Origin of the sequence: Cohnella suwonensis (genome assembly GCF_042655365.1) — a bacterium.
Lineage (GTDB): Bacteria > Bacillota > Bacilli > Paenibacillales > Paenibacillaceae > Cohnella > Cohnella suwonensis.
In genome coordinates this window covers 526,792-545,996 of sequence record NZ_JBHSMH010000005.1, presented here as the reverse complement: position 1 = coordinate 545,996, position 19,205 = coordinate 526,792, and the positions used below count along the sequence as shown (strand labels likewise).

At 54.9% G+C, this 19,205-nt stretch carries 15 protein-coding genes; 13 read left to right on the top strand and 2 right to left on the bottom strand.

Annotated elements, in window-relative coordinates:
• The first annotated feature begins 264 nt into the window (after positions 1-264).
• The 13 genes from ACFPPD_RS04710 (at position 265) to ACFPPD_RS04650 (ending at position 13,537) form a co-directional block, all read left to right on the top strand.
• Positions 265-1,329 carry an ABC transporter substrate-binding protein gene (locus tag ACFPPD_RS04710; RefSeq protein WP_209743611.1) on the top strand — a complete coding sequence of 355 codons (1,065 nt, stop codon included), beginning with the start codon at positions 265-267 and terminating at the stop codon, positions 1,327-1,329.
• 85 nt (positions 1,330-1,414) lie between these two features.
• Positions 1,415-3,079, top strand: coding sequence for a CocE/NonD family hydrolase (locus ACFPPD_RS04705; RefSeq protein ID WP_209743609.1), 1,665 nt, complete (start codon positions 1,415-1,417; stop codon positions 3,077-3,079).
• Positions 3,080-3,284: 205 nt separating this feature from the next.
• Positions 3,285-4,652, top strand: a complete 1,368-nt coding sequence (locus tag ACFPPD_RS04700; protein ID WP_209743607.1) for an amidohydrolase family protein — start codon at positions 3,285-3,287, stop codon at positions 4,650-4,652.
• Positions 4,653-4,682: 30 nt separating this feature from the next.
• Positions 4,683-5,393, top strand: coding sequence for an NAD(P)H:quinone oxidoreductase (wrbA, locus tag ACFPPD_RS04695; RefSeq protein WP_209743605.1), 711 nt, complete (start codon positions 4,683-4,685; stop codon positions 5,391-5,393).
• 30 nt (positions 5,394-5,423) lie between these two features.
• Positions 5,424-6,239: an ABC transporter ATP-binding protein gene (locus tag ACFPPD_RS04690; RefSeq protein ID WP_209743603.1), complete on the top strand. Its 816-nt coding sequence runs from the start codon at positions 5,424-5,426 to the stop codon at positions 6,237-6,239.
• Positions 6,240-6,277: 38 nt separating this feature from the next.
• Positions 6,278-7,066 (top strand): ABC transporter permease, encoded by a 789-nt coding sequence (locus tag ACFPPD_RS04685; RefSeq protein WP_209743601.1) that lies wholly within the window; start codon positions 6,278-6,280, stop codon positions 7,064-7,066.
• 35 nt (positions 7,067-7,101) lie between these two features.
• Positions 7,102-7,884 carry a cysteine hydrolase family protein gene (locus ACFPPD_RS04680; RefSeq protein ID WP_209743599.1) on the top strand — a complete coding sequence of 261 codons (783 nt, stop codon included), beginning with the start codon at positions 7,102-7,104 and terminating at the stop codon, positions 7,882-7,884.
• Positions 7,881-8,315 carry a cupin domain-containing protein gene (locus tag ACFPPD_RS04675; RefSeq protein WP_209743597.1) on the top strand — a complete coding sequence of 145 codons (435 nt, stop codon included), beginning with the start codon at positions 7,881-7,883 and terminating at the stop codon, positions 8,313-8,315. The genes ACFPPD_RS04680 and ACFPPD_RS04675 overlap by 4 nt, the downstream gene beginning before the upstream one ends.
• A 37-nt stretch (positions 8,316-8,352) precedes the next feature.
• The gene (locus tag ACFPPD_RS04670; protein WP_209743595.1) at positions 8,353-9,561 is read left to right on the top strand and encodes an amidase; all 1,209 of its coding nucleotides are present in this window, start codon (positions 8,353-8,355) and stop codon (positions 9,559-9,561) included.
• Positions 9,562-9,577: 16 nt separating this feature from the next.
• A complete protein-coding gene (locus tag ACFPPD_RS04665) occupies positions 9,578-10,384 on the top strand; it encodes a creatininase family protein (RefSeq protein ID WP_209743593.1) in 807 nt (268 codons plus the stop codon).
• Between the two features lie 32 nt (positions 10,385-10,416).
• On the top strand, positions 10,417-11,280 hold the full coding sequence (locus ACFPPD_RS04660) for a fumarylacetoacetate hydrolase family protein (protein WP_209743592.1): 864 nt from the start codon (positions 10,417-10,419) through the stop codon (positions 11,278-11,280).
• Between the two features lie 38 nt (positions 11,281-11,318).
• Positions 11,319-12,635 carry an FAD-binding oxidoreductase gene (locus tag ACFPPD_RS04655; RefSeq protein WP_209743590.1) on the top strand — a complete coding sequence of 439 codons (1,317 nt, stop codon included), beginning with the start codon at positions 11,319-11,321 and terminating at the stop codon, positions 12,633-12,635.
• A gap of 95 nt (positions 12,636-12,730) precedes the next feature.
• On the top strand, positions 12,731-13,537 hold the full coding sequence (locus ACFPPD_RS04650; RefSeq protein ID WP_378081337.1) for an alpha/beta hydrolase: 807 nt from the start codon (positions 12,731-12,733) through the stop codon (positions 13,535-13,537).
• Positions 13,538-13,618: 81 nt separating this feature from the next.
• Here the strand turns inward: ACFPPD_RS04650 and ACFPPD_RS04645 are convergent, their stop codons facing one another.
• Together ACFPPD_RS04645 and ACFPPD_RS04640 are read right to left on the bottom strand one after the other, a co-directional pair.
• Positions 13,619-16,333 carry an FG-GAP-like repeat-containing protein gene (locus ACFPPD_RS04645; protein ID WP_209743588.1) on the bottom strand — a complete coding sequence of 905 codons (2,715 nt, stop codon included), beginning with the start codon at positions 16,331-16,333 and terminating at the stop codon, positions 13,619-13,621.
• 83 nt (positions 16,334-16,416) lie between these two features.
• On the bottom strand, positions 16,417-19,059 hold the full coding sequence (locus tag ACFPPD_RS04640; protein ID WP_209743586.1) for a winged helix-turn-helix domain-containing protein: 2,643 nt from the start codon (positions 19,057-19,059) through the stop codon (positions 16,417-16,419).
• Positions 19,060-19,205: the final 146 nt, after the last annotated feature.

The window sequence follows — 19,205 nt, the reverse complement described above, 5'->3', positions numbered from 1 at the left end:
AAGCCGCCTACCTTTCTTCCTTCAAGTCAACTTCACGTCTTAATAACTTACATAAACCTCTCTTAAAATAAAACATACATTCAATTTTGTTACAAGTGCGTCACATAATCGTTCGTTTTCAAAAACAAAATTTAATTTATTTTTGTTTTTCAGAATAAAGATGATCATTTATGTGAGTAAAACTGACACAAAGAATTGACACATCGAAAACCGCGAAGCTATGATTACATCACATTACCGACTACCTATGAGGAGGATTTCGAAATGCGTAAATGGATTTCATTGCTCGGTCTGATTGTTGTGATGGTTATGGTCGCGACGGCGTGCGGTTCCAACGATACGAATAATTCCGCGTCGAGCGAGCCTGCGTCTAGTGCGCCTGCTTCGAGCGCACCTGCCTCGAGCGCGCCTTCCGCTTCGGCTTCGGGCGATGCGGACAAACCTTTAACGAAGGTGACCCAAATTGTCGGATGGTTCCCTCAGCCCGAACATGGCGGACAGTACGCGGCTCTGATGAAAGATTTCTATAAAGAAGCGGGATTGGATATGACGATCGAGCCGGGAGGTCCGCAGATCAATCCGGTGCAATTGCTGACCTCCGGCAAAGTGCAATTCGCCATGTCGAAAGCGGACGATCTGTTGATCGCGAGAGCGGAAGGCGTTCCTGTCGTCGCGTTGGCGGGCATTTTCCAGAAAACGCCTCAAGCGCTGATGTATCACAAGGAGGAGCCGGTTAGGGATTTCTCCGAACTGAACGGGCGCAAAGTGTACACGCAAGCCGGTATCGCTTACTGGGAATATATAAAGAAGCGGTACAAGCTCGACGACGTTGAAGAGATGGTCTACAACGGCCAGATGGCCAACTTCACCGCGGATTCGAAGGCCGTCACGCAGGTTTACGGAACGAACGAGCCGTTCTATGTCCAGCAGGAAGGCGTCGAAGTCGGCTTGATGTGGGTTGCCGATTCCGGGTATGCGCCATATGACAACGTTCTGATTACGACCGAGTCGTACTTGAAAGATCATCCCGATATCGTGAAAGCGTACGTGCAGGCCTCCATTAAAGGGTGGGACTACTACAAAGACCAATTCGAAGAAGTGAACCCGTTTATTAAAGAACAGAACCCGGATCTGAATGCGGAGGCAATGACTTATGCATCCAATACGATGAAGGAACTCGTGTACGGAGGCGATGCGGCGGCGAACGGGACGGGGTACATGTCGCTGGAGCGGTGGGAAACGCTGAAACAGCAGATGACGGAGCTGGGTCTCTTAAAAGAGGATTTGGATCTTTCCAAAGCGTTCACGACGGAATTTTTGCCGAAATAACGAACGGAAGGCCGAAGCCGGAAGCCAAGCGCGGGAACGATGCGCTTGGCTTCGTTTCAATCGAAGCCGGGAAGGGGGAACAGTCATGCGGTTCGGAAACGTAACGCTTAAGCAAAAGGTTCCATGCGCGATGCGGGACGGGGTTACTCTTTATTCGGATATCTACATGCCGGAGGAATCCGGAGAATACCCGGTGCTGCTCTTGCGTCAACCGTATGGCAGGAAAATCGCTTCGACGGTCAGTCACGCGCATCCGGTCTGGTATGCCAGCAAAGGTTACATGGTTATTGTGCAGGACGTGAGGGGGAGGGGGGATTCCGAAGGCGAATTCGTTCCCTTCGTTCACGAAGCGGAGGATGGATTCGATACGGTGGAATGGGCGGCTTCCCTGCCGCATTCGAACGGACGGGTCGGCATGTACGGATTTTCCTACCAAGGCATCGTGCAATGGGCCGCGGCTTCGCTTCGCCCGCCCGGCCTGATCGCCATCGTTCCGTCGATGACGACGGGAGATCTGCACCGATGGGTTTACCCGTTCGGGAGCTTCTCTCAAGGGATGTTGATCTGGGCGTACCAGTTGGCGCGCGACTCCGCAAGACGCGCGGGCGACACGGGAGCGGAGGCCGTATGCTCGAGAATCCTGAACGATCCGCAGGAAATGCTTCGGCGTATGCCTTTGAACGAACGGGATCCGATATTGGTGGAATACTGTCCGGCTTACTTCGACTGGGTGAACCATTCGGAATACGACGGGTATTGGGACGGGTTAAACTGGCTGAAGAAGTTCGTCGAAGCGCCGATCCCGACCTTGCATATCGGCGGCTGGTACGACTTTCTGCTGGAAGGCACGCTGCAGTCCTATCAGGCGCTGCAGAAGCTGCCGCGCACGCCTGAGCTATTTCACCGTCTGGAGATCGGACCGTGGGTGCATATCCCATGGGGGCGTAAGCCCGGAGGGATCGATCACGGTCCGGAAGCCGACGGGGACATGCACCGGAAGCAGCTGCGCTGGTTTGATTATTGGCTGAAGGGAGAACGGGACAACGGCGTGTTCGACGAGCCGCCCGTCCGTTATTTCGAATTGGAAAGCATGCGCTGGAGAGAGGCGGGCCGGTTTCCCGATGGGGAGGGTGGACGCCGTTGGTACATGACGGGTTCGGAAATACCGGCCAACGGGGCGCTTGGCGGAGGAGGCTTGACCGAACGGAAAGCGGCAATCGATCATTCGGCGGCGTCGGACGTCTTCGTGTATGACGCCCGCCTGCCCATGCCGCTCGCCGGTTTCGCGCCGGTGGATCGCAGCGCGCAGCAGGATCGGTATGAAATCCTCGTTTATTCCGGAGAACCGCTTCAAGAAAGCGTACAGGTGTTCGGGGCACCGAGCGTCAACGTGACATGCCAGTCGATGGACGGTCCGACTGACCTTGTGGCGATCTTAAGCTTGTTGCTCCCGGACGGCCGCGCCAAATTCCTGTCCGTCGGCAGAATCGAGATCGGGGTCGGGGGTGCAGGAGACGAGTGGCGGGCGGCGCGGATCGAGATGCGTCCGTTTGCCGCGGAGTTTCCGGTCGGGTCGGCGCTTCGGCTGGAGTTGACGGGCAGCGCGTTCCCGACGCTGTTCCGGCATCCGAACGGGCTTCCGATGAAGGAGGCTCATCGGGCGGAAGACGGCGATTTGAATATCGCCGTGGTGGCGGTCGTAAGCCGGGAAGGGATGGAATCGTGGATTGAGCTTCCGGTTGCGCCATGAGAAGGATGCTGCCGACGGTATATTTAGAATCGGATACAAAGACGTTGGGTTGCGTCAGGTTTTATAACAAACAGAGGTAGATGATGTAACACGAAAGGAAAATTCATTTTATAATGAACGTATCCTCATACGGACTTGGTATACGTTGATGGATCAATGAATCGAAATCTGACTGCTGGATAACGGAAATAAAGGAGTCGGTCCTATGACGCCGGGCGAATGGATGCTGGTGAATGCGAGTTTGCCGCTTCGCGACGAGAAGCTTCTGTATACGCTGACGATCCGCGACGGAATATGGCTTGCCGTTGAACCGCAGGAGGGGCCTGTATATATTCCGGATGCGGTGCCGATCGACGGCATGCAGGGGGATCGACCGGACGAGCGGATCGTGGACCTGGGCGGGAAAGTGCTCCTTCCGGGTCTCGTAGACGCTCATATGCATCTGGATAAGTCGTTCTGCCTTCCGCAAGTCGGGAATGCGTCGGGCACGCTGGCGGAAGCGGTGAACAACTATTCCGCGGCCGTTCCGGGATTTTCCAAGGAGGAAATCAAGGCGCGAATCGTGCGGTCGGCGCTTCAAGCGGTATCGTTCGGCACGACCGCGATCCGGACGCATCTGGACTTCCACGCGAGATGGGGGGCCGAAGTCGCCCTTCGTACCGTGGAGGCGGCTCTGGAAGCGAAGGAGGAGCTGGCTCCTTACCTGGAGCTGGAGCTGTTTCCGCTCGCCCCGTATTTCCGATTCGCGGATAAGGAGACCGAGGTGCTGGAAGAAGCGATCCGGATGGGGATGACCGGGATCGGAAGCGCGCCGCATCTTTCCCCGACGCCGGAGAGGGACATCGACAGCTTGTTCCGGTTGGCGGAGAAATACGATCTTCCCCTCGATTTTCATACCGACGAGAGCGACGATCCGAACAAGCGAACGCTCGAATATATCGCGAAGCGAACGGTAGAGCGGGGGTGGTCGGGACGCGTAACGGTCGATCACCTATGCTCGCTGGCGGCCATGAACGATATGGACGCAGGCAAGCTGATCGAACGAATGGTCGAGTCCCGGTTAACCGCCGTGACCTTGCCGGGCGCCAATCTGTACTTGCAGGGGAGGCACGACGGTTTTCCCGTCCGCCGGGGCGTAACCCGGGTCAAGGAATTGCTGGCCGCAGGGATACCGCTGGCTTCGGCGTCGGACAACATTCACGATCCGTTCCATCCGTTCGGCCGGGGCGATCTGATCCAGATCGGACTGATTACCGCGTATGCCGCGCATATGGGAAGTTCGGCGGACATCCGGACGATTCTGCGAATGATCACGGAAATTCCGGCGGCGATTCTCGGATTGGAAGGATACGGCATCCTTGCCGGCAACAAAGCCGATTTCGTCGTATTGGACGGGATGACGCCCGAGGAGCTGTTCACGATGCTGCCCGAACGGCGCTGGATTTACCGCAGAGGCGGTTGGCTAAGGCTGGCCGCCGGACGCGCAGGTTGGAACGAGCCCCGATTGGAGCGATATTGGAATGAAGCCGCGCAGCGGCTGCCGTTCGGGCAATTCCGCGCGGGCCGGGCGTAACCGAATCTTCGCCAGGAAGGAGAGAGCCTTATGACGAACATTCTGATCATTTATTACAGCGCGTACGGCCATGTGTTCGAGATGGCGCAGGCTTCTGCCAGAGGCGCCGCTTCGGCGGAAGGCGTCGAAGTAAAAATCGCGCGCATTCCGGAGATGGAGTCGGAGAACAATCGGACCCCGTATCTGGATAAGCGAAAGAAGCAGGATGACAATGCCCTTGCCGTCAAATTCAAGACGGTCGGCCGCTTCGCGAAATACGAAGCGTCGCTTGAAGCGCAGAAGGATATACCCGTGGCGACGATCGACGATTTGCGGTGGGCGGACGGCATCGTCTGGGGATTCCCCACTTATTTCGGGTCGATGCCGTCGCAAGTGAAGCTGTTCCTCGAATTTGCCAGCGAGCTGTGCGGGGGCGGCGATCTGGAAGGAAAACCCGCGGGGCTGATGACGAGCGCGGGTTCCATTCACGCCGGTCACGAGGCGACGCTGCTGACTTCCATGGTGCCTCTGTTTCATTTCGGAATGATCATCGTCGGGTTGCCTTATTCCGAGAATCCGGAATATTTAACGGCGGACGCCATCGGCTGCTCGCCTTACGGCGCTTCCACGGTGGCGGGGCCGGACAGCTCGAGGACTCCCGACGGGCGGGAGCTGATCATGGCGGGAAGGCTGGGCAAGCGGGTCGCCGCGGTAGCGGCGGCGCTGAAGAAGGATGGATTTCTGAAAGGCTCTTCCGCCTAACGGAAGAAACAATAGGAAGGAGAATCCGGTATGGGTATTCCGCTTAGGAATGTGTATGAGCAATCGCCGGCGCAAGCTCGACCTGAAGCAGCCGAAGCTCTGGTCTGCCTGCAGGATGTCGGCAAAATCTATCCCAACGGAACGGTAGCCGTCCAGAATGCCAATCTGCTTGCCGGAGAAGGAGAGTTTCTTTGTTTTGTCGGACCGTCCGGGTGCGGGAAGTCGACGATCTTTAACATGATTGCCGGCCTGACCGGCCACACCTCCGGCAGCTTAAGCGTGATGGGAACGACGCCGAAGGAGGCGCGCAAGCGCAGCGAAATGGCTTTTGTTTTCCAGGAGCACACTCTACTGCCTTGGGCGAGCTTGATCGACAACGTGACGATGCCCCTGACTCTGGCGGGAGTCCCGAAGAAGGAAAGGAAGGCGGAAGGCGAGCGGGTGCTGGAGCTCGTAGGGTTGAAAGATTACGCGAAGGTGCTCCCCCGACAGCTGTCGGGCGGCATGAAGATGAGGGTATCGATCGCCCGGGCGCTGATCTCTAATCCGAAGCTCCTGCTCATGGATGAGCCGTTCGGCGCACTCGACGAGATTACGCGGCAGACGCTTCAGGACGAGCTACTGAATATCTGGCATCAGAACAAGAAGATGACGGTCCTGTTCATTACGCACAACGTATTTGAAGCGGCATTCCTGTCGACCCGCGTCGTCGTTATGACCCCGAGACCGGGAAAAATTTCCGATATCGTGGACGTCCCGTTCCCCTTCCCGAGAAACGAAGATTTCAGGACTCTTCCCGAGTTCGGTGAGTATGTCCGTCAAATCTCGTCGTCTCTCAAACATTAATCGGCTAGTACCAGGTTCAAGAAAGGAGACCGGATCCGATGTCACAAACGGCTATTTTAGCAAAACGGATCGCCCCTCCTCTGTTCGTGTTCATTTTATTTATTGGCGGTTGGGAGCTGATCGTGAAGCTGGCGGATATGCCTCCTTACTTGCTGCCTACGCCTAGCGACATCTATCGGGCGGCGAGCGACAATTGGAGCAATCTGATGGTATCGGTCCGTACGACGACACTTGAGGCGCTTATCGGATTTGCGCTTGCCGTCGTACTCGGAATCGGAATCGCCATCCTGCTGGCCTTGTCGAAAGTAGTGGAGCGAAGCGTCTATCCGTACGCCATCGTTCTGCAGACGATACCGATCATCGCCATCGCTCCCATTATCGTCATCTGGTTCGGAGCCGGGATGAATGCGATCGTCATCATTACGTTCTTGATGACCTTCTTCCCGATCTTGTCGAACACGCTGATCGGTCTGAACTCGACGGAGCAAAATATGAAAAACCTGTTCTACCTGTATAACGCGACGAAGATGCAGACGATTTGGCGGTTGCGCTTTCCCGCTGCGCTGCCTTATATCATGGCAGGGCTGAAAATCTCCTGCTCGCTCTCGTTTATCGGGGCGATCGTAGGCGAATTCATCGCCGGGATCGGAGGCGGAGACGGCGGTCTGGGGTACGCCATCACCGTTGCCGCATCTCGATTAAAGACGCCCTACCTGTTCGCGTGCGGCCTGTCCTCTTCGTTTCTGGGCATCGGCTTCTACTTGATCATCAACGCTTTATCGAACCGGCTTCTGAAATCTTGGCACGAATCCGAAATGCACAATTAACGCCGCTGCGAGAAAGCGGCAAGCGGGTGAATAGGATGCAAAAACTAGGGAACCGAAAACGCGGCTGGAAAGTTTCGCGCGAGAGAGTCGATCTGCGGCGCGTCGCGAATCCGTCCATTCCGGTCACGATCGAGGCGCTGCCTCAGCGGCTAACGCTCGATCTGGAACGTACGGCGATCATCGTCGTCGACATGCAGAACGATTTCTGCACCGTCGGCGGCTGGCTGGATTCAGTCGGCGCGGACACGACTCCGCTGCAAGGGCCGGTCGAACCGCTGAATCTGCTGCTGCCGATGCTGCGCCGGTTGGATGTGCCGGTCATTTGGCTTAATTGGGGCAATCGGCCGGACAGGATCAATCTAAGTCCATCGGTGCTCCACGTGTATAATCCGGATGGACAAAGCCCGGGCATCGGGGATACGCTCCCCGGGAAAGAGTCCCGGATATTGGAAAAGGGCAGCTGGGGAGCGGCGGTGGTTGACGGCTTGCGGCCGGATTCGTCGGATATTCATGTGGATAAATTCCGGATGAGCGGATTTTGCGACACGCCGCTCGACAGCATTTTGAGAAATATGGACATTCACACGCTATTGTTTGCCGGAGTCAATACCGACCAATGCGTAATGCATACCCTTCAGGATGCCGTAAACCTCGGTTATGACGCCATTTTGCTGGAGGATTGCTGCGCGACGAGCTCGCCTCAATATTGTACGGACGCGACGTTATACAATGTTAAGCAATGTTACGGATTTATCGCGCGGTCATCTTCATTGTTGAACGAAATCAGGCTGGCAAACGGAAAGGATGAGGAAAGATGAGTATTCCAGGATTGGTATTAAGCCATTATCGGGACTGCCCGGTTCATCAAATCTCGAAAGGCGACTCGAACAAATTCGTGCTGCTGTGCGACGGAACGCAGGTTCCGTTCGTATCGGTCGTGGAGATCTTCGACGAAGGCGGGCAGACGCCGCCGAACGAGCACGCGGGAGCGTTCGAGTATTTCTACGTGCTCGCCGGGGAAGGCGTGGCGAAAGTCGGCGACAAGGAAGCATCGATCCAAGCGGGCTCTTATTTCATTGTGCCGCCGGGCAATAACCATCAAGTGCGCAATACCGGTAAAGGACGGCTCTACGTGCTTACGACGATGGTGCCCGACGAGAAATTTTCCGATCTGATCAAAGCCGGTCCGGTTGCGAGCCTGGATGAAGAAGATTTGGCGGTTTTGAACGGTGTGCGAAGATTAGGATAACCGTCGATAATCATTCATTCGGTAAGGAGGGGCGGCAATGTCCGAACATTGGAATGCTTTCATTAGGGAGGATGTCTCGGTCGATCCTTCGGGAGAAGGAGATCTCGACGGACTGACGTTTGCGGTCAAGGACGTATTCGAAATCCGGGGACACGCGAACGCGGCCGGCAACCCGGACTGGTTTAGGACGCATGGCGCCGCGATCCGCAATGCGCCTGCCGTCGATAATGTTCTTAAGAAGGGGGCCAGGCTGAAAGGGGTGACCCATACCGACGAAATGATGTTCAGCCTGAATGGGGAGAACCTGCATTACGGCACCCCGGTTAATCCGAGAGCGCCGGGCCGAATTCCGGGAGGATCATCCAGCGGATCGGCCGTTGCCGCCGCCGCCGGGCTTGTCGATTTCGCGCTGGGCACAGATACGGGCGGCTCCGTCCGCGTTCCTTCCTCCTATTGCGGTGTATATGGCTTCCGGCCGACTCATGGCATCGTTCCGATAGAAGGCGTTATTCCGCTGGCCCCAAGCTTCGATACCGTCGGATGGATGGCGCTGGACGCCAAAGTGATGCGGGATGTCGGAAGAGCGTTGCTGCCTGAATTCCGGGAAGGGCAGACGGCGCCGTTTACCCGGTTCTTTTTCGCCCGCGAGGCGTGGGAATTGATTGACGAAGCGTGCAGGGAGGCTTTATCCAAGGCGGTTTCCGGAATTGCGGTTGAAGGCGGGCACAGCGAATGGATCTCCCTCTCGCCCGAGGGGCTTCCGGCATGGTTCGGTACCTTCAGGACGATCCAAGGCTACGAAATATGGCAGACGCACGGCGAATGGATCGAGCGCGAACATCCCGTTTTCGGTCCGGATATTGCCCAGAGGTTCGCTTGGACCCGCACCTTGCAACGGGAGGATTACGAGCGAGAAAACGCGGCTCGGCAGAAGATCCGAACGAAAGTCGAGGAGCTTCTCGGCAGCGGCGGTCTTCTGGTTATCCCTACCGCTCCTTACGGCGCGCCGCGGATTGGACTGGCCGGAGAAGAAAGCGACCGAATACGGACCAAAGTGATGCAGTTGTCTTGTCTTGCCGGTCTAACCGGCCTGCCTCAGGTCACGATACCGGTCGCGGGCGAGAAGGGGATCCCCTTCGGCTTGTCGCTGATTGCGGGAAGCGGCCAAGACATTCGGCTGCTGGAGTGGGTTTATCGGAAAACGGCGAACGTGTCGGCGAAGCAAAAAGCGGCTGCTCAACTTTAAGATTAGGGTGATGACGATGTTTCATAGATACGAGGGGCCGGCTTGGGAGGAACGATTTCTGCCCCGGCTTACGAGCAAGCAGGTGAAGGAGCTTCCCAAGGAAGAGGCATTGGTCATTCTGCCTGTCGGCGCGGTGGAGCAGCACGGTCCGCACCTGCCCGTGATGACGGATACGTTGATCGCCGAAGCGACGTTAACCCTAACGCTGGAGAAATTGGACGCTAACGCTCAGGTGTGGATGCTTCCGCCTGTTTCCTACGGTAAGAGCAACGAGCATCTGGGTTTGCCGGGTACGATTTCGTTATCCGCAGCCACGCTGCAAGGGATCATCACCGACATTGCCGACAGCCTTCATCTAAGCGGATTCGGCAAGATGCTGCTGTTCAACACGCACGGCGGCAATACGGATTTGTTGAATATACTTTCCCGGGACATTCGCATTAAGAACGGGATGACGGTGTTTTACCTCAGTCCGGGCAGCCTCGGCGGCGCGGAGGATCTGATCTCGCCGGAGGAGCTTGAATACGGCATTCACGGCGGAGATTACGAGACGTCCGTCGTTAAGGCGATCAAACCGGGCTGGGTACAGGATGAATTTGCCGTGAAGGAAATACCGGACATGTCCCGATACGAGTTCTTGACGCTAGAGGGCAAAATCCGTTTTGCATGGAGGATGGCGGACATCTCCGCAAGCGGGATCGCGGGAGACGCTACGCTCGCTACCCCCGAGAAGGGCCGGATCATCATGGACCGGGTATCCGACAAATTGGCGCAAGCGCTGAAGGAATTATGCAAATTTCAAGTGTCGGATGTCAGAAAATAACGGCGATCACCGCGCGATGGGAAGATGGAAGAATGAGAATAGCCTCCATAAAGATAGACGGAGCGGAAAAAGCGGCGATCGTTGCCGGAGACGGTCTTGTTCTGATCGAAACCGTCAACGCTGCGCAGAACAAGATCTGGAGCGGAGATCTTCTGGGATTGCTCGCGAACGGCGAACTGACGGAGTTGAACGCGTGGTACCGTAACGCCGGACGTTCGATTCTCGATCAATTGGAAGCGATCCCGTTCGGTTCAGCACGATATGCGCCTTTATTCCGGCAGCCTCCGAAAATCTGGGGGATCGGCGCGAACTATATCGCCAAAGCCGAGCAAATGGCGGTGACGCCTCCGGACGGGGAACCGATCTGCTTTATGAAACCGGCCACGAGTTTGATCGGGCCGGGCGACGCCATTATCCTGCCCGAGCAATCGAATCGCGTAACCGCGGAGGCGGAGATCGGCATCGTTATAGGCGCAACGTGCAAACATGTCTCCGAAGCGGATGCGATGAACGTCATCGCGGGCTTCGCGCCGACGCTGGATATGACGGCCCAGGATATCCATGCCCGGAATCCGCGTTTTCTCGGCAGGGCGAAATGCTTCGATACTTTCTTTAGCTTCGGTCCTCATTTGGTTACGCCGGACGAATGTCCAGTTGGGGAGCAATGGACGGTCGAGACGGTATTAAACGGAAAATCGGCATATAAGAGCGACTCGACGAACATGATTTATTCGATTCCGTTTATCGTATCGTACTTTTCCCGAATGATGACGCTCCAGCCCGGAGACGTCATCATGACCGGAACGCCGGGGTCCGTCCCTTTGAGCCCGAATGATATCGTAGAATGCCGAATCGGCGGTTTTGAACCGCTTCGCAATCCCGTAGCCTTAGCGTAACATCTTCGTGAACATGAAAAAAAGAAGGCAGGTGCGTTATGGCCATCGTTTGGATGGACGACATGCTGCGGTCGATAGGCAAGTCCAAGCTTGTAACGGAAGAAGCTTCCGTGGAGAAGCTGTCCAAAGATTATTTCTGGTATTCTCCCGTGCTGGATCGGCAATTGAAAGAGAAAAAAGCCGACGCCGTGATCGTTCCCGAGACGGAAGCGGACGTGGCCGAAGCGTTGGCGCTCGCCTACCGTCTCCGCATCCCGGTTACCGCACGGGGAGCGGGAACCGGGAATTACGGGCAGGCGGTTCCGCTCGAAGGCGGAATCGTTCTGGATCTGAGCGGTCTCGACCGCATCGTGGAGATCGGCGACGGTTATGCGCGCGTTCAGTGCGGCGTGAAGTTGGCCGTCCTGGACAAGACGGCCAGGGATAACGGCCAAGAGCTGCGAATCTATCCGAGCACCTATGTCAAAGCGACCGTCGGAGGATTCGTCAGCGGCGGCTCCGGCGGGATCGGCTCCGTGACGTGGGGAAACCTGTGGGACGGCAACGTGCTGGAAGCGGTCGTCTATACGCTGGAAGAAACGCCCCGCCGCCTGGCGGTCAAAGGCGATGAGTTGTTCGATTATATCCATAATTACGGTACGACGGGGATTATGACGGAAGTGACCGTACCGCTCGCTCCCCGAACGGAATGGGCGCAAGCCGTATTTCAATTCGACGATTTCGCGGCCTCGCTGCAATTCGGCGAAGCGCTGGCGAACGAGGCCTCCATCCCCAAGCGGCTGGTAAGCCCGATGGAGTGGCCGCTGCCCTCTTACTTCAAGCCGTTGGCGAAGTTCTTGGCGTCCGGCCAGGCTGCGGCGTTGACGGAAATCGCGGAATCCTCACTCTCCGCGGCAGCCGAGCTCGCGGAACGGTTCGGAGGCCGATTGGGACACGTAATCGAGGCGTCCATGTACCGCAGAACGATCGGGGTGTCCGATTTCACTTGGAACCATACGACGCTCTGGGCCATGAAGTCCGACCCCGCTTACACCTATCTGCAGGCCCAATTTTCATGCGACACCTACTTGGAGCAGCTTGGCGACATTAAATCCAAGTACGGCGACGAGGTTCTGATGCATTTCGAATGGATGCGCAGCGGCGGCGTTCTGGTACCCGCCGCGCTGCCGATCGTGCGTTTCGGCACGGAGGAACGACTGTACGAGATCATCGGTTATTTCGAGTCGATCGGCGTGCAAATCTTCGACCCGCATACGTGGGTGCTCGCGGACGGCGGGCGGAGCGGGGGAAACCGCATGCTGACCCGCAAGAAAGCGAACGATCCTCTCGGCCTGCTGAACCCCGGAAAGATCTGAAACGGAACTCTTTGTCGTATTGTCGTTTCCCATGGTTGGCTTTACAATAAACGTTAATAGCCATGAAGAAACGTTTCGACCTAGGGGGAAAACAAATGATGGAATCGAATAACGAGTGGATCAAGCTTTGGCCTAAGGGGGCACCGCTTGCGCAAGGAAGCGGCGACGAAGATATTCCGGCGATCAAATTTTACCCGGCGAAGGAAACGGGCAGGGGCGCGGTCATCGTCGTGCCCGGAGGCGGCTACGGCATGCGCGCCGACCATGAAGGCGAACCGATCGCCTTGAAGCTGAACGAATTCGGTATCCCGGCGTTCGTGCTTCGATACCGCGTCGCCCCGTACCGTTACCCTTGCGCGTTAAACGACGCGCAGAGAGCGGTTCGCTATGTGAGGCATCATGCGGGGGAGTGGGGCTTTCGCGCCGACCGAATCGGCGTGCTCGGCTTCTCCGCCGGCGGACACTTGACCGCTTCCGCGGGCACGCATTACGATTCGGGCAACCCGGAAGCGGATGATCCGATCGATCGGCATTCGAGCCGTCCGGATGCGATCGCGCCGTGTTATCCGGTCATCAGCTTGCAGTCTCCTTATTATCACGAAGGCTCCCGTATCAATCTGCTCGGGGCAGAAGCGGACGAAGAGCTCGCGGCTAGCCTGTCCTGCCACAACCGGGTTACGTCCGATACGCCGCCGACGTTCCTCTGGCATACGGCGGACGACGGCGCCGTGCCCGTCGAGAATTCGCTTATGTTCGCCGCCGCGCTCGGCAAGAACAAAGTACCGTTCGAGCTGCACGTATACGAATCGGGACGCCATGGCCTAGGTTTGGCCGAAGAAGATCCGCACGTCGCGACGTGGGCGGAGTTGTGCGGAGAATGGCTGAAAAGGCATCAATTTTGAAGCAAAGGGAGACAATCGCCAGAGCGGTTGTCTCCCTTTGCTTTGCTTGCGAGCGGAAGCGGAAAAAGAATAGTCTTTGTATTAGGGTTGCAGAGTTTTCCATAAGCGCAATAGCGCCACTACGGATTCTGTCCGCGTTGTCATGGCATCCGGCGCAAACCGGTTACTACCGGAGCCTTGCATGATCTTTCGAGCGTAAACTTCTTGTACGAATGACTTGCTCCATAAAGGAATGTCTTTATCGTCGGAGAATGTTGTCCGGGATGTGCTGGCCGAGCTCCATTTCATCGCCTTCACCAGCATTACAGCCATTTCAGTACGACTAATAGGCGCTTGGGGTCTGAATGTTTCGTCGGGGTATCCGGCCGTTATCCCATTATCGACCGCATAACGGACCGCGTCTACCGCCCAGTCGGGAATATCTCCGGCATCGTCAAAAGGGACGGGGGCCGTTTTCGAGTGAAGAGGAACGCCCAGAACCCTTAGCAGCATGACCAGAAACTCTGCTCGCGTTACCGGACCATCGGCTTGAAAAGCGTTGGATGAAACGCCTTGGACGATGCCGGCCGCTAATACTTCGCAAACATCGGCTTGTCCCCAGTGACCGCTCAGGTCGGTAAACGTACATGCCGATTTCCGTTCTATCGTAATCGTATAATTCTGGACGGATCCATCTTGCGCCCGTAAGGAAAACACGATGACATTGTTACCGATATTAAGCCGTATCGTCTTAGCGCCTTTAACCGTTTCGTTGTCGCTCGTAACGAGGGTAAGAGGATCGTCGGCCGTCAGCGCGATTTCAATTTGTTCCGCTTCGGTGACTGCCCTATATTCCGTTGTCCCGACTGCGAATTCGGGGATCAGCGTTAACTTGTCTTGTCCGTTCGCGCGAAGGACCAGTTCCTTGATTTGCGCGTTTCCGGGGAGCGGGTTCGGCGTGCTTGGAGGCATCTGAGCCAACGTCGTAATCGATTGATTTAGCGCAGCGCTCGTATTATTCGCAGCATCCGAAGCTTTAATGGCGAATGAATAGGCTGTATTGGCGGTTAGGCCGGTCACAGGGTACGAATATACGCTGCCGCTTACCGTAGCAAGGGGAAGGATACTGCTTGTTTCGTACACCTCATATTGCGTTACGCCCACATTATCCGTCGCGGCGGGCCAAGTTAGCGTAAGTCCTGTCTGCGAAACGTTCGATAGGTTTAACTGACTGCCGGTCGTCCACGCAGGCGAATCCGTATCCGTCGGAGCATCGTCATCCGTGACGGTAAGTACCGCTGTCGATGGGGAGCCTAGGATGGCGCCTGAAGAGGCATTCCCGATCGTGATGTTTATGGTTTCATTCCCCTCGTAAGCGGAATCGCCAAGGATAGGAATCGCAAAGGAATTGTAGGTTTCTCCGTCCGCGAAGTTAAGGGTTCCGCTGGTTGCCGTATAGTCGCTCCCGGCCATAGCCGTTCCGTCAGCGATAGCATAGCCCAATGAGGCCGCCCCATAGCTGCTTCCGTCGCGGTAAACTCCGATCGTCGCGGAAGTGCTGTTTTCCGCCGTAGAGAAGGTTGAAGCGGACAATCGGAAACTCCCGCCGAAAGAGGAATTGAATACTTTGAGGTGGGAAGTGGAGTTATTTAAGATAGTAAGAACGACAAGGTCGCTATTATTGTCGCCATTCAATTTGGCGCTAACTAATCGAGAGACGAAATTAGTACCCGATTCCGCAGCATAATTATCGGCCGTTTGATAGGTACCGTCACTGTTGCCGTTGCCATCTTTGTTGCCAAGCAGGATGGAGATGTCGTTCGTATTCGAACGAACGGCCAAATCGAGTGTGCCGTCTCCGTTATAGTCGCCGTGTCCGATACTCTTCGGGTTGGAGATGACGGAGTATGGGGTAGCTGCCCCGAAAGTGCCATCGCCGTTGCCATTACCATCACCATTGCCTAGTAAAACAGAAACCGTATTCGAGCCGGAATTTGCGACCATGATGTCTAATATGCCATCTGCGTTTCCGTCAAATGCGTCAATGGCCGCTGGACCACTGCCAACCGCAAAGCTTGTGCTGGCCGCAAAAGTACCGTCGCCGTTGCTGATCATGACTGAGACGGTGTTCGAACTGTTGTCCACGTAAGCCAAATCCGTGTTACCGTCACCCGTGAAGTCTGCCGCCTTGAAATCCATCATGAATGCCCCGATATTCGTTTGGACCAAACTCTGGAAAGTACCATTAATATCGCCGTTCCCAAGCGACACATATACGTTATAGTCTCCTCGCATGACCAAGTCAACTTTGTTGTCCCCGTTGAAATCACCGGTCATGAATCCATCATAGATGGTCGACGCGCTAATAGAGTTTACGTTAAGAGCGGTTTCGTCCTTAAAGGTGCCGTCCCCGTTTCCAAGCGCCAACCAGGATAAATAATAGTTGCCGCTGCTGTAGAACGTCGCGAGGTCAAGCTTCCCATCGCCGTTGAAATCACCGGTAACCAGATGATAGGGACTACTAATTACATAGCTGTTCCCGACAGAGAAAGTGCCATCTCCTATTCCTAGCATGATCTGTACCCTATTTAAGCCATATACGCTGACAGCCATGTCCGGTTTGCCATCTTCGTTAAAGTCTCCGGTTACAACATTCGTAACTTGACTTGGCATAGAGTAATCGATGGGAGGTTGGAATAACCCCGCAGCGAATACGCTCGTTGGCAATCCTAATGTTGAAAGCGTAATTCCGAGCGCAAGCCCTATTTTCAACCCATAAGATCCATAAGATTTCTTATATGTTCGTTTAGCTACCATTTCTGCACATCCCATCCCAATATTTCGAATAAAGATAGTATAAAGGGCGGGGTGTAATTGTTAGAGTTATATTAGGGGTTATATTAACGTAAAGGCTCTTCCCGTCGTGCCCATTGTACGGCTTGCTCGCGGTTGTCTACTCTCAGTTTCTTGTATATTCGGTTTAAATGGATTTTTAGCGTGCCGATACTGATGAACAGTTGATCGGCGATCGATTGATTCGTTTCCCCGGCTGCGACTAGCTTCAAGATTTCCCATTGCCTTGGGGATAAATCATAGGAAGTTTCCTTATCCTCGTTTGGATAAGTTTCTTGATCCCCGTCGCGGTCTCCCTTGCGTTCAGTAAAGCCTTCAAGCAGCATGCGAACGTACCGAGCAGAGGCGTGGCGAAGCTCGCCCGCGACGATTCGATCGAGCGTTAACAGCAGCAATTCCTTCATGGGTTTCCCTTCATCGATATAGAGGCGAACGTATCCGTCACGCTCGGCAAGTAGGAGCCCTTCATGCAAGGTCACCGTAGCTTGTCCGAGTTGGCCTTGCTCGTAAAGAATCATGGCTTGTATGTTTAGAAGTTCAATTTGACTGAGCGTACGTCCTTCTTTCTCGGATGAATAGAGCAGCCGTTCGATATGCTCTAAGGCTTCTGCCGTTCTTCCGATCATTCGCAGGGCGCGAATCTTCGTCGTATGCTCGAACTCGTGGACAACGAAAGTGCCTTCTTGCAGTGTCATGCCTTTATTCTCCAGCCAATCGGACACGGCTTGAAGATTGCCTTCTTGAATTTGCAGGGTGATCGCATATGCATCCGCGATGGAACGCCATCTGTCGTTCGAGGCTTCGGACAAGGGCCGAATAAGTTCTTGCAACAGATCGGCTGCCTGATTGGGTTTGCCCTGCGCGATTTTGACTTTGACAAGAGTCAAATACGCGGGAACCAATAGACCCCAATTCCGGGAGAGCTCGCCGATTTTAATGCCCGTTAGCAAATATTTCTCGGCTTGCGGCAGCTTGTCCCACTCGTACATGATCTCGCCGAAAACCACATGACTGTAACCGGTAGCCTGCGTGTTCTCGGGGTCCTTCTCGACGTCCGGTTCCATTTGCTTAATATAGGAAGCCGCTTTACGCAGATGACCGTTCATACCGAGCATTCCTCTTGTCAAAAAGGCTTCATGAACGTTAAAGTCTATCCCGATCCGGATAAAATCGCTAATCGTAGTCTTGCGCTGAATCGATTCTTTGGCATAGGTCAGCGCTCCTCGTATATCTTTACGGAAAAACGCGGCCATCATCCTTACGATCGAGGCTTCGCCAAGCCAATCATTCTGCAGCTCGGGAATTTGTTTCCAAAGCTCGGTCTTGGTCAGCGTTCGGCCGGCCTTCCGAAGAGAAGCCTCCGCTTCGCTGCTTTGACCGGATAGCAGAGCAGACCAGGCATAGGCGATGGACAGTCGTTCTGACTCGTAAATCCGTAATTGCGGGAAGCTGGACAACCAACCGTTCAATAAGCCCCATGAGCCTTCCTTCAGTAAGAAGGGAGCTGCTTCCCCAATAAGCTCGGCCGCTTCGGCGTAGCTTTGCGCTTTAAGCAAGCTCGCGATCGCTTCCGTAGGGTATCCGTTCTCTATTTGCCAGTCGGCGGCTTGCCGGTATAAAGCGCGCGTGCGCTCGCCGTCTTTTCTCAGCAACCTATCCCGTAGAAATTCGGCGAACAAGTGATGATAACGATACCACCTTCTCTCTTGGTCCAAAGAGACGATAAATAAGTTCGTTTTCTCCAGGTATAGCAGAACTTCATTGCCATCTACTTGTCCGGTTAATCGATCGCATAATGCTCCGGTCATCCTGTCCAGAATAGAGGTTTGCAGCAGAAACGACTGTACATGCTCCGGCTGGCGAAGCAGCACTTCCTCGGCCAAGAAATCCATAATATAGCGCTGACTTCCATTTATGGAGTCGATGAATGAGGATGGATCGCTATGACTATTCAACGATAAAGCCATCAGCTTCATCCCCGCGATCCAGCCTTCCGTCTTCTGCATAAGCAGTGCTATATCGGAAAGCGAAAGACTGGAATGCATCTGACGTTTAAAATACAGTGCCGTTTCCTCATGCTGAAATCGCAAATCGTTCATGTTCAGCTCTAATAGCTGATCTCTGGCTCGCAGTCTAGCGACAGGGAAGTCGGGTTCGCTACGGCTGATTAGAATAAGATGTATACGCGGGGGCAAAAAGTCGATCCAAGCTGCAATCTTATTGTGGATAGCAGGGTTGTCGATCAGATGATAATCGTCAAGAACGATCGCGAAATCGACATCGAGCTTATATAATTGTTCCGTTATCTGGGCAATGCATGCCTCGATTGGATATTGAGGCAAGGAAGTCATAGCTTGCAGGATAGATTCGCCGAATGATGATCTGACAGCCTGAATGGAAGCAATGATGCCATGCCAAAACCGCATCATATCGTTATCGTCCGCATCAAGCGACAACCAAGAGACGGATCGGTTTCCTCGGCGAGCCCAATTCGCGACTAGTGTCGTCTTGCCATAACCGGACGGTGCCGTTACGGTCGTTAGCCTATGCGACGCATAACGATCCAATTGATCTTCTAATCGCCGTCTACCCTGTGATTCGCCGCTCTGCACGGGAATGCTTATTTTGGTCAATACGATAGACAATAAAGCTTCGTTAAGGGGGCTTGCTTCCGTAGATTTCTGTGCCATAAGTCCTCCTCGTCCGAAGTCGCTAGCATTTCTTTACATTATATCAGTCGGTTAAGCGGCAGGTAAGATGAGTTATTGTCGGTTCCGATAGTTGGGTTTACAATGGACGTTAATAGCTTTGGAAAAGGAACGGTTCGCCAATAGAA

Bases quoted from the DNA above. Each gene is read 5' to 3' on its own strand.
- ACFPPD_RS04705 (WP_209743609.1), top strand. From the start codon at position 1,415: ATGCGGTTCGGAAACGTAACGCTTAAGCAAAAGGTTCCATGCGCGATG.
- ACFPPD_RS04645 (WP_209743588.1), bottom strand. From the start codon at position 16,333: ATGGTAGCTAAACGAACATATAAGAAATCTTATGGATCTTATGGGTTG.
- ACFPPD_RS04680 (WP_209743599.1), top strand. From the start codon at position 7,102: ATGCAAAAACTAGGGAACCGAAAACGCGGCTGGAAAGTTTCGCGCGAG.
- ACFPPD_RS04655 (WP_209743590.1), top strand. From the start codon at position 11,319: ATGGCCATCGTTTGGATGGACGACATGCTGCGGTCGATAGGCAAGTCC.
- ACFPPD_RS04700 (WP_209743607.1), top strand. From the start codon at position 3,285: ATGACGCCGGGCGAATGGATGCTGGTGAATGCGAGTTTGCCGCTTCGC.
- ACFPPD_RS04685 (WP_209743601.1), top strand. From the start codon at position 6,278: ATGTCACAAACGGCTATTTTAGCAAAACGGATCGCCCCTCCTCTGTTC.
- ACFPPD_RS04665 (WP_209743593.1), top strand. From the start codon at position 9,578: ATGTTTCATAGATACGAGGGGCCGGCTTGGGAGGAACGATTTCTGCCC.
- ACFPPD_RS04670 (WP_209743595.1), top strand. From the start codon at position 8,353: ATGTCCGAACATTGGAATGCTTTCATTAGGGAGGATGTCTCGGTCGAT.
- wrbA (WP_209743605.1), top strand. From the start codon at position 4,683: ATGACGAACATTCTGATCATTTATTACAGCGCGTACGGCCATGTGTTC.
- ACFPPD_RS04710 (WP_209743611.1), top strand. From the start codon at position 265: ATGCGTAAATGGATTTCATTGCTCGGTCTGATTGTTGTGATGGTTATG.
- ACFPPD_RS04650 (WP_378081337.1), top strand. From the start codon at position 12,731: ATGATGGAATCGAATAACGAGTGGATCAAGCTTTGGCCTAAGGGGGCA.
- ACFPPD_RS04690 (WP_209743603.1), top strand. From the start codon at position 5,424: ATGGGTATTCCGCTTAGGAATGTGTATGAGCAATCGCCGGCGCAAGCT.
- ACFPPD_RS04675 (WP_209743597.1), top strand. From the start codon at position 7,881: ATGAGTATTCCAGGATTGGTATTAAGCCATTATCGGGACTGCCCGGTT.
- ACFPPD_RS04640 (WP_209743586.1), bottom strand. From the start codon at position 19,059: ATGGCACAGAAATCTACGGAAGCAAGCCCCCTTAACGAAGCTTTATTG.
- ACFPPD_RS04660 (WP_209743592.1), top strand. From the start codon at position 10,417: ATGAGAATAGCCTCCATAAAGATAGACGGAGCGGAAAAAGCGGCGATC.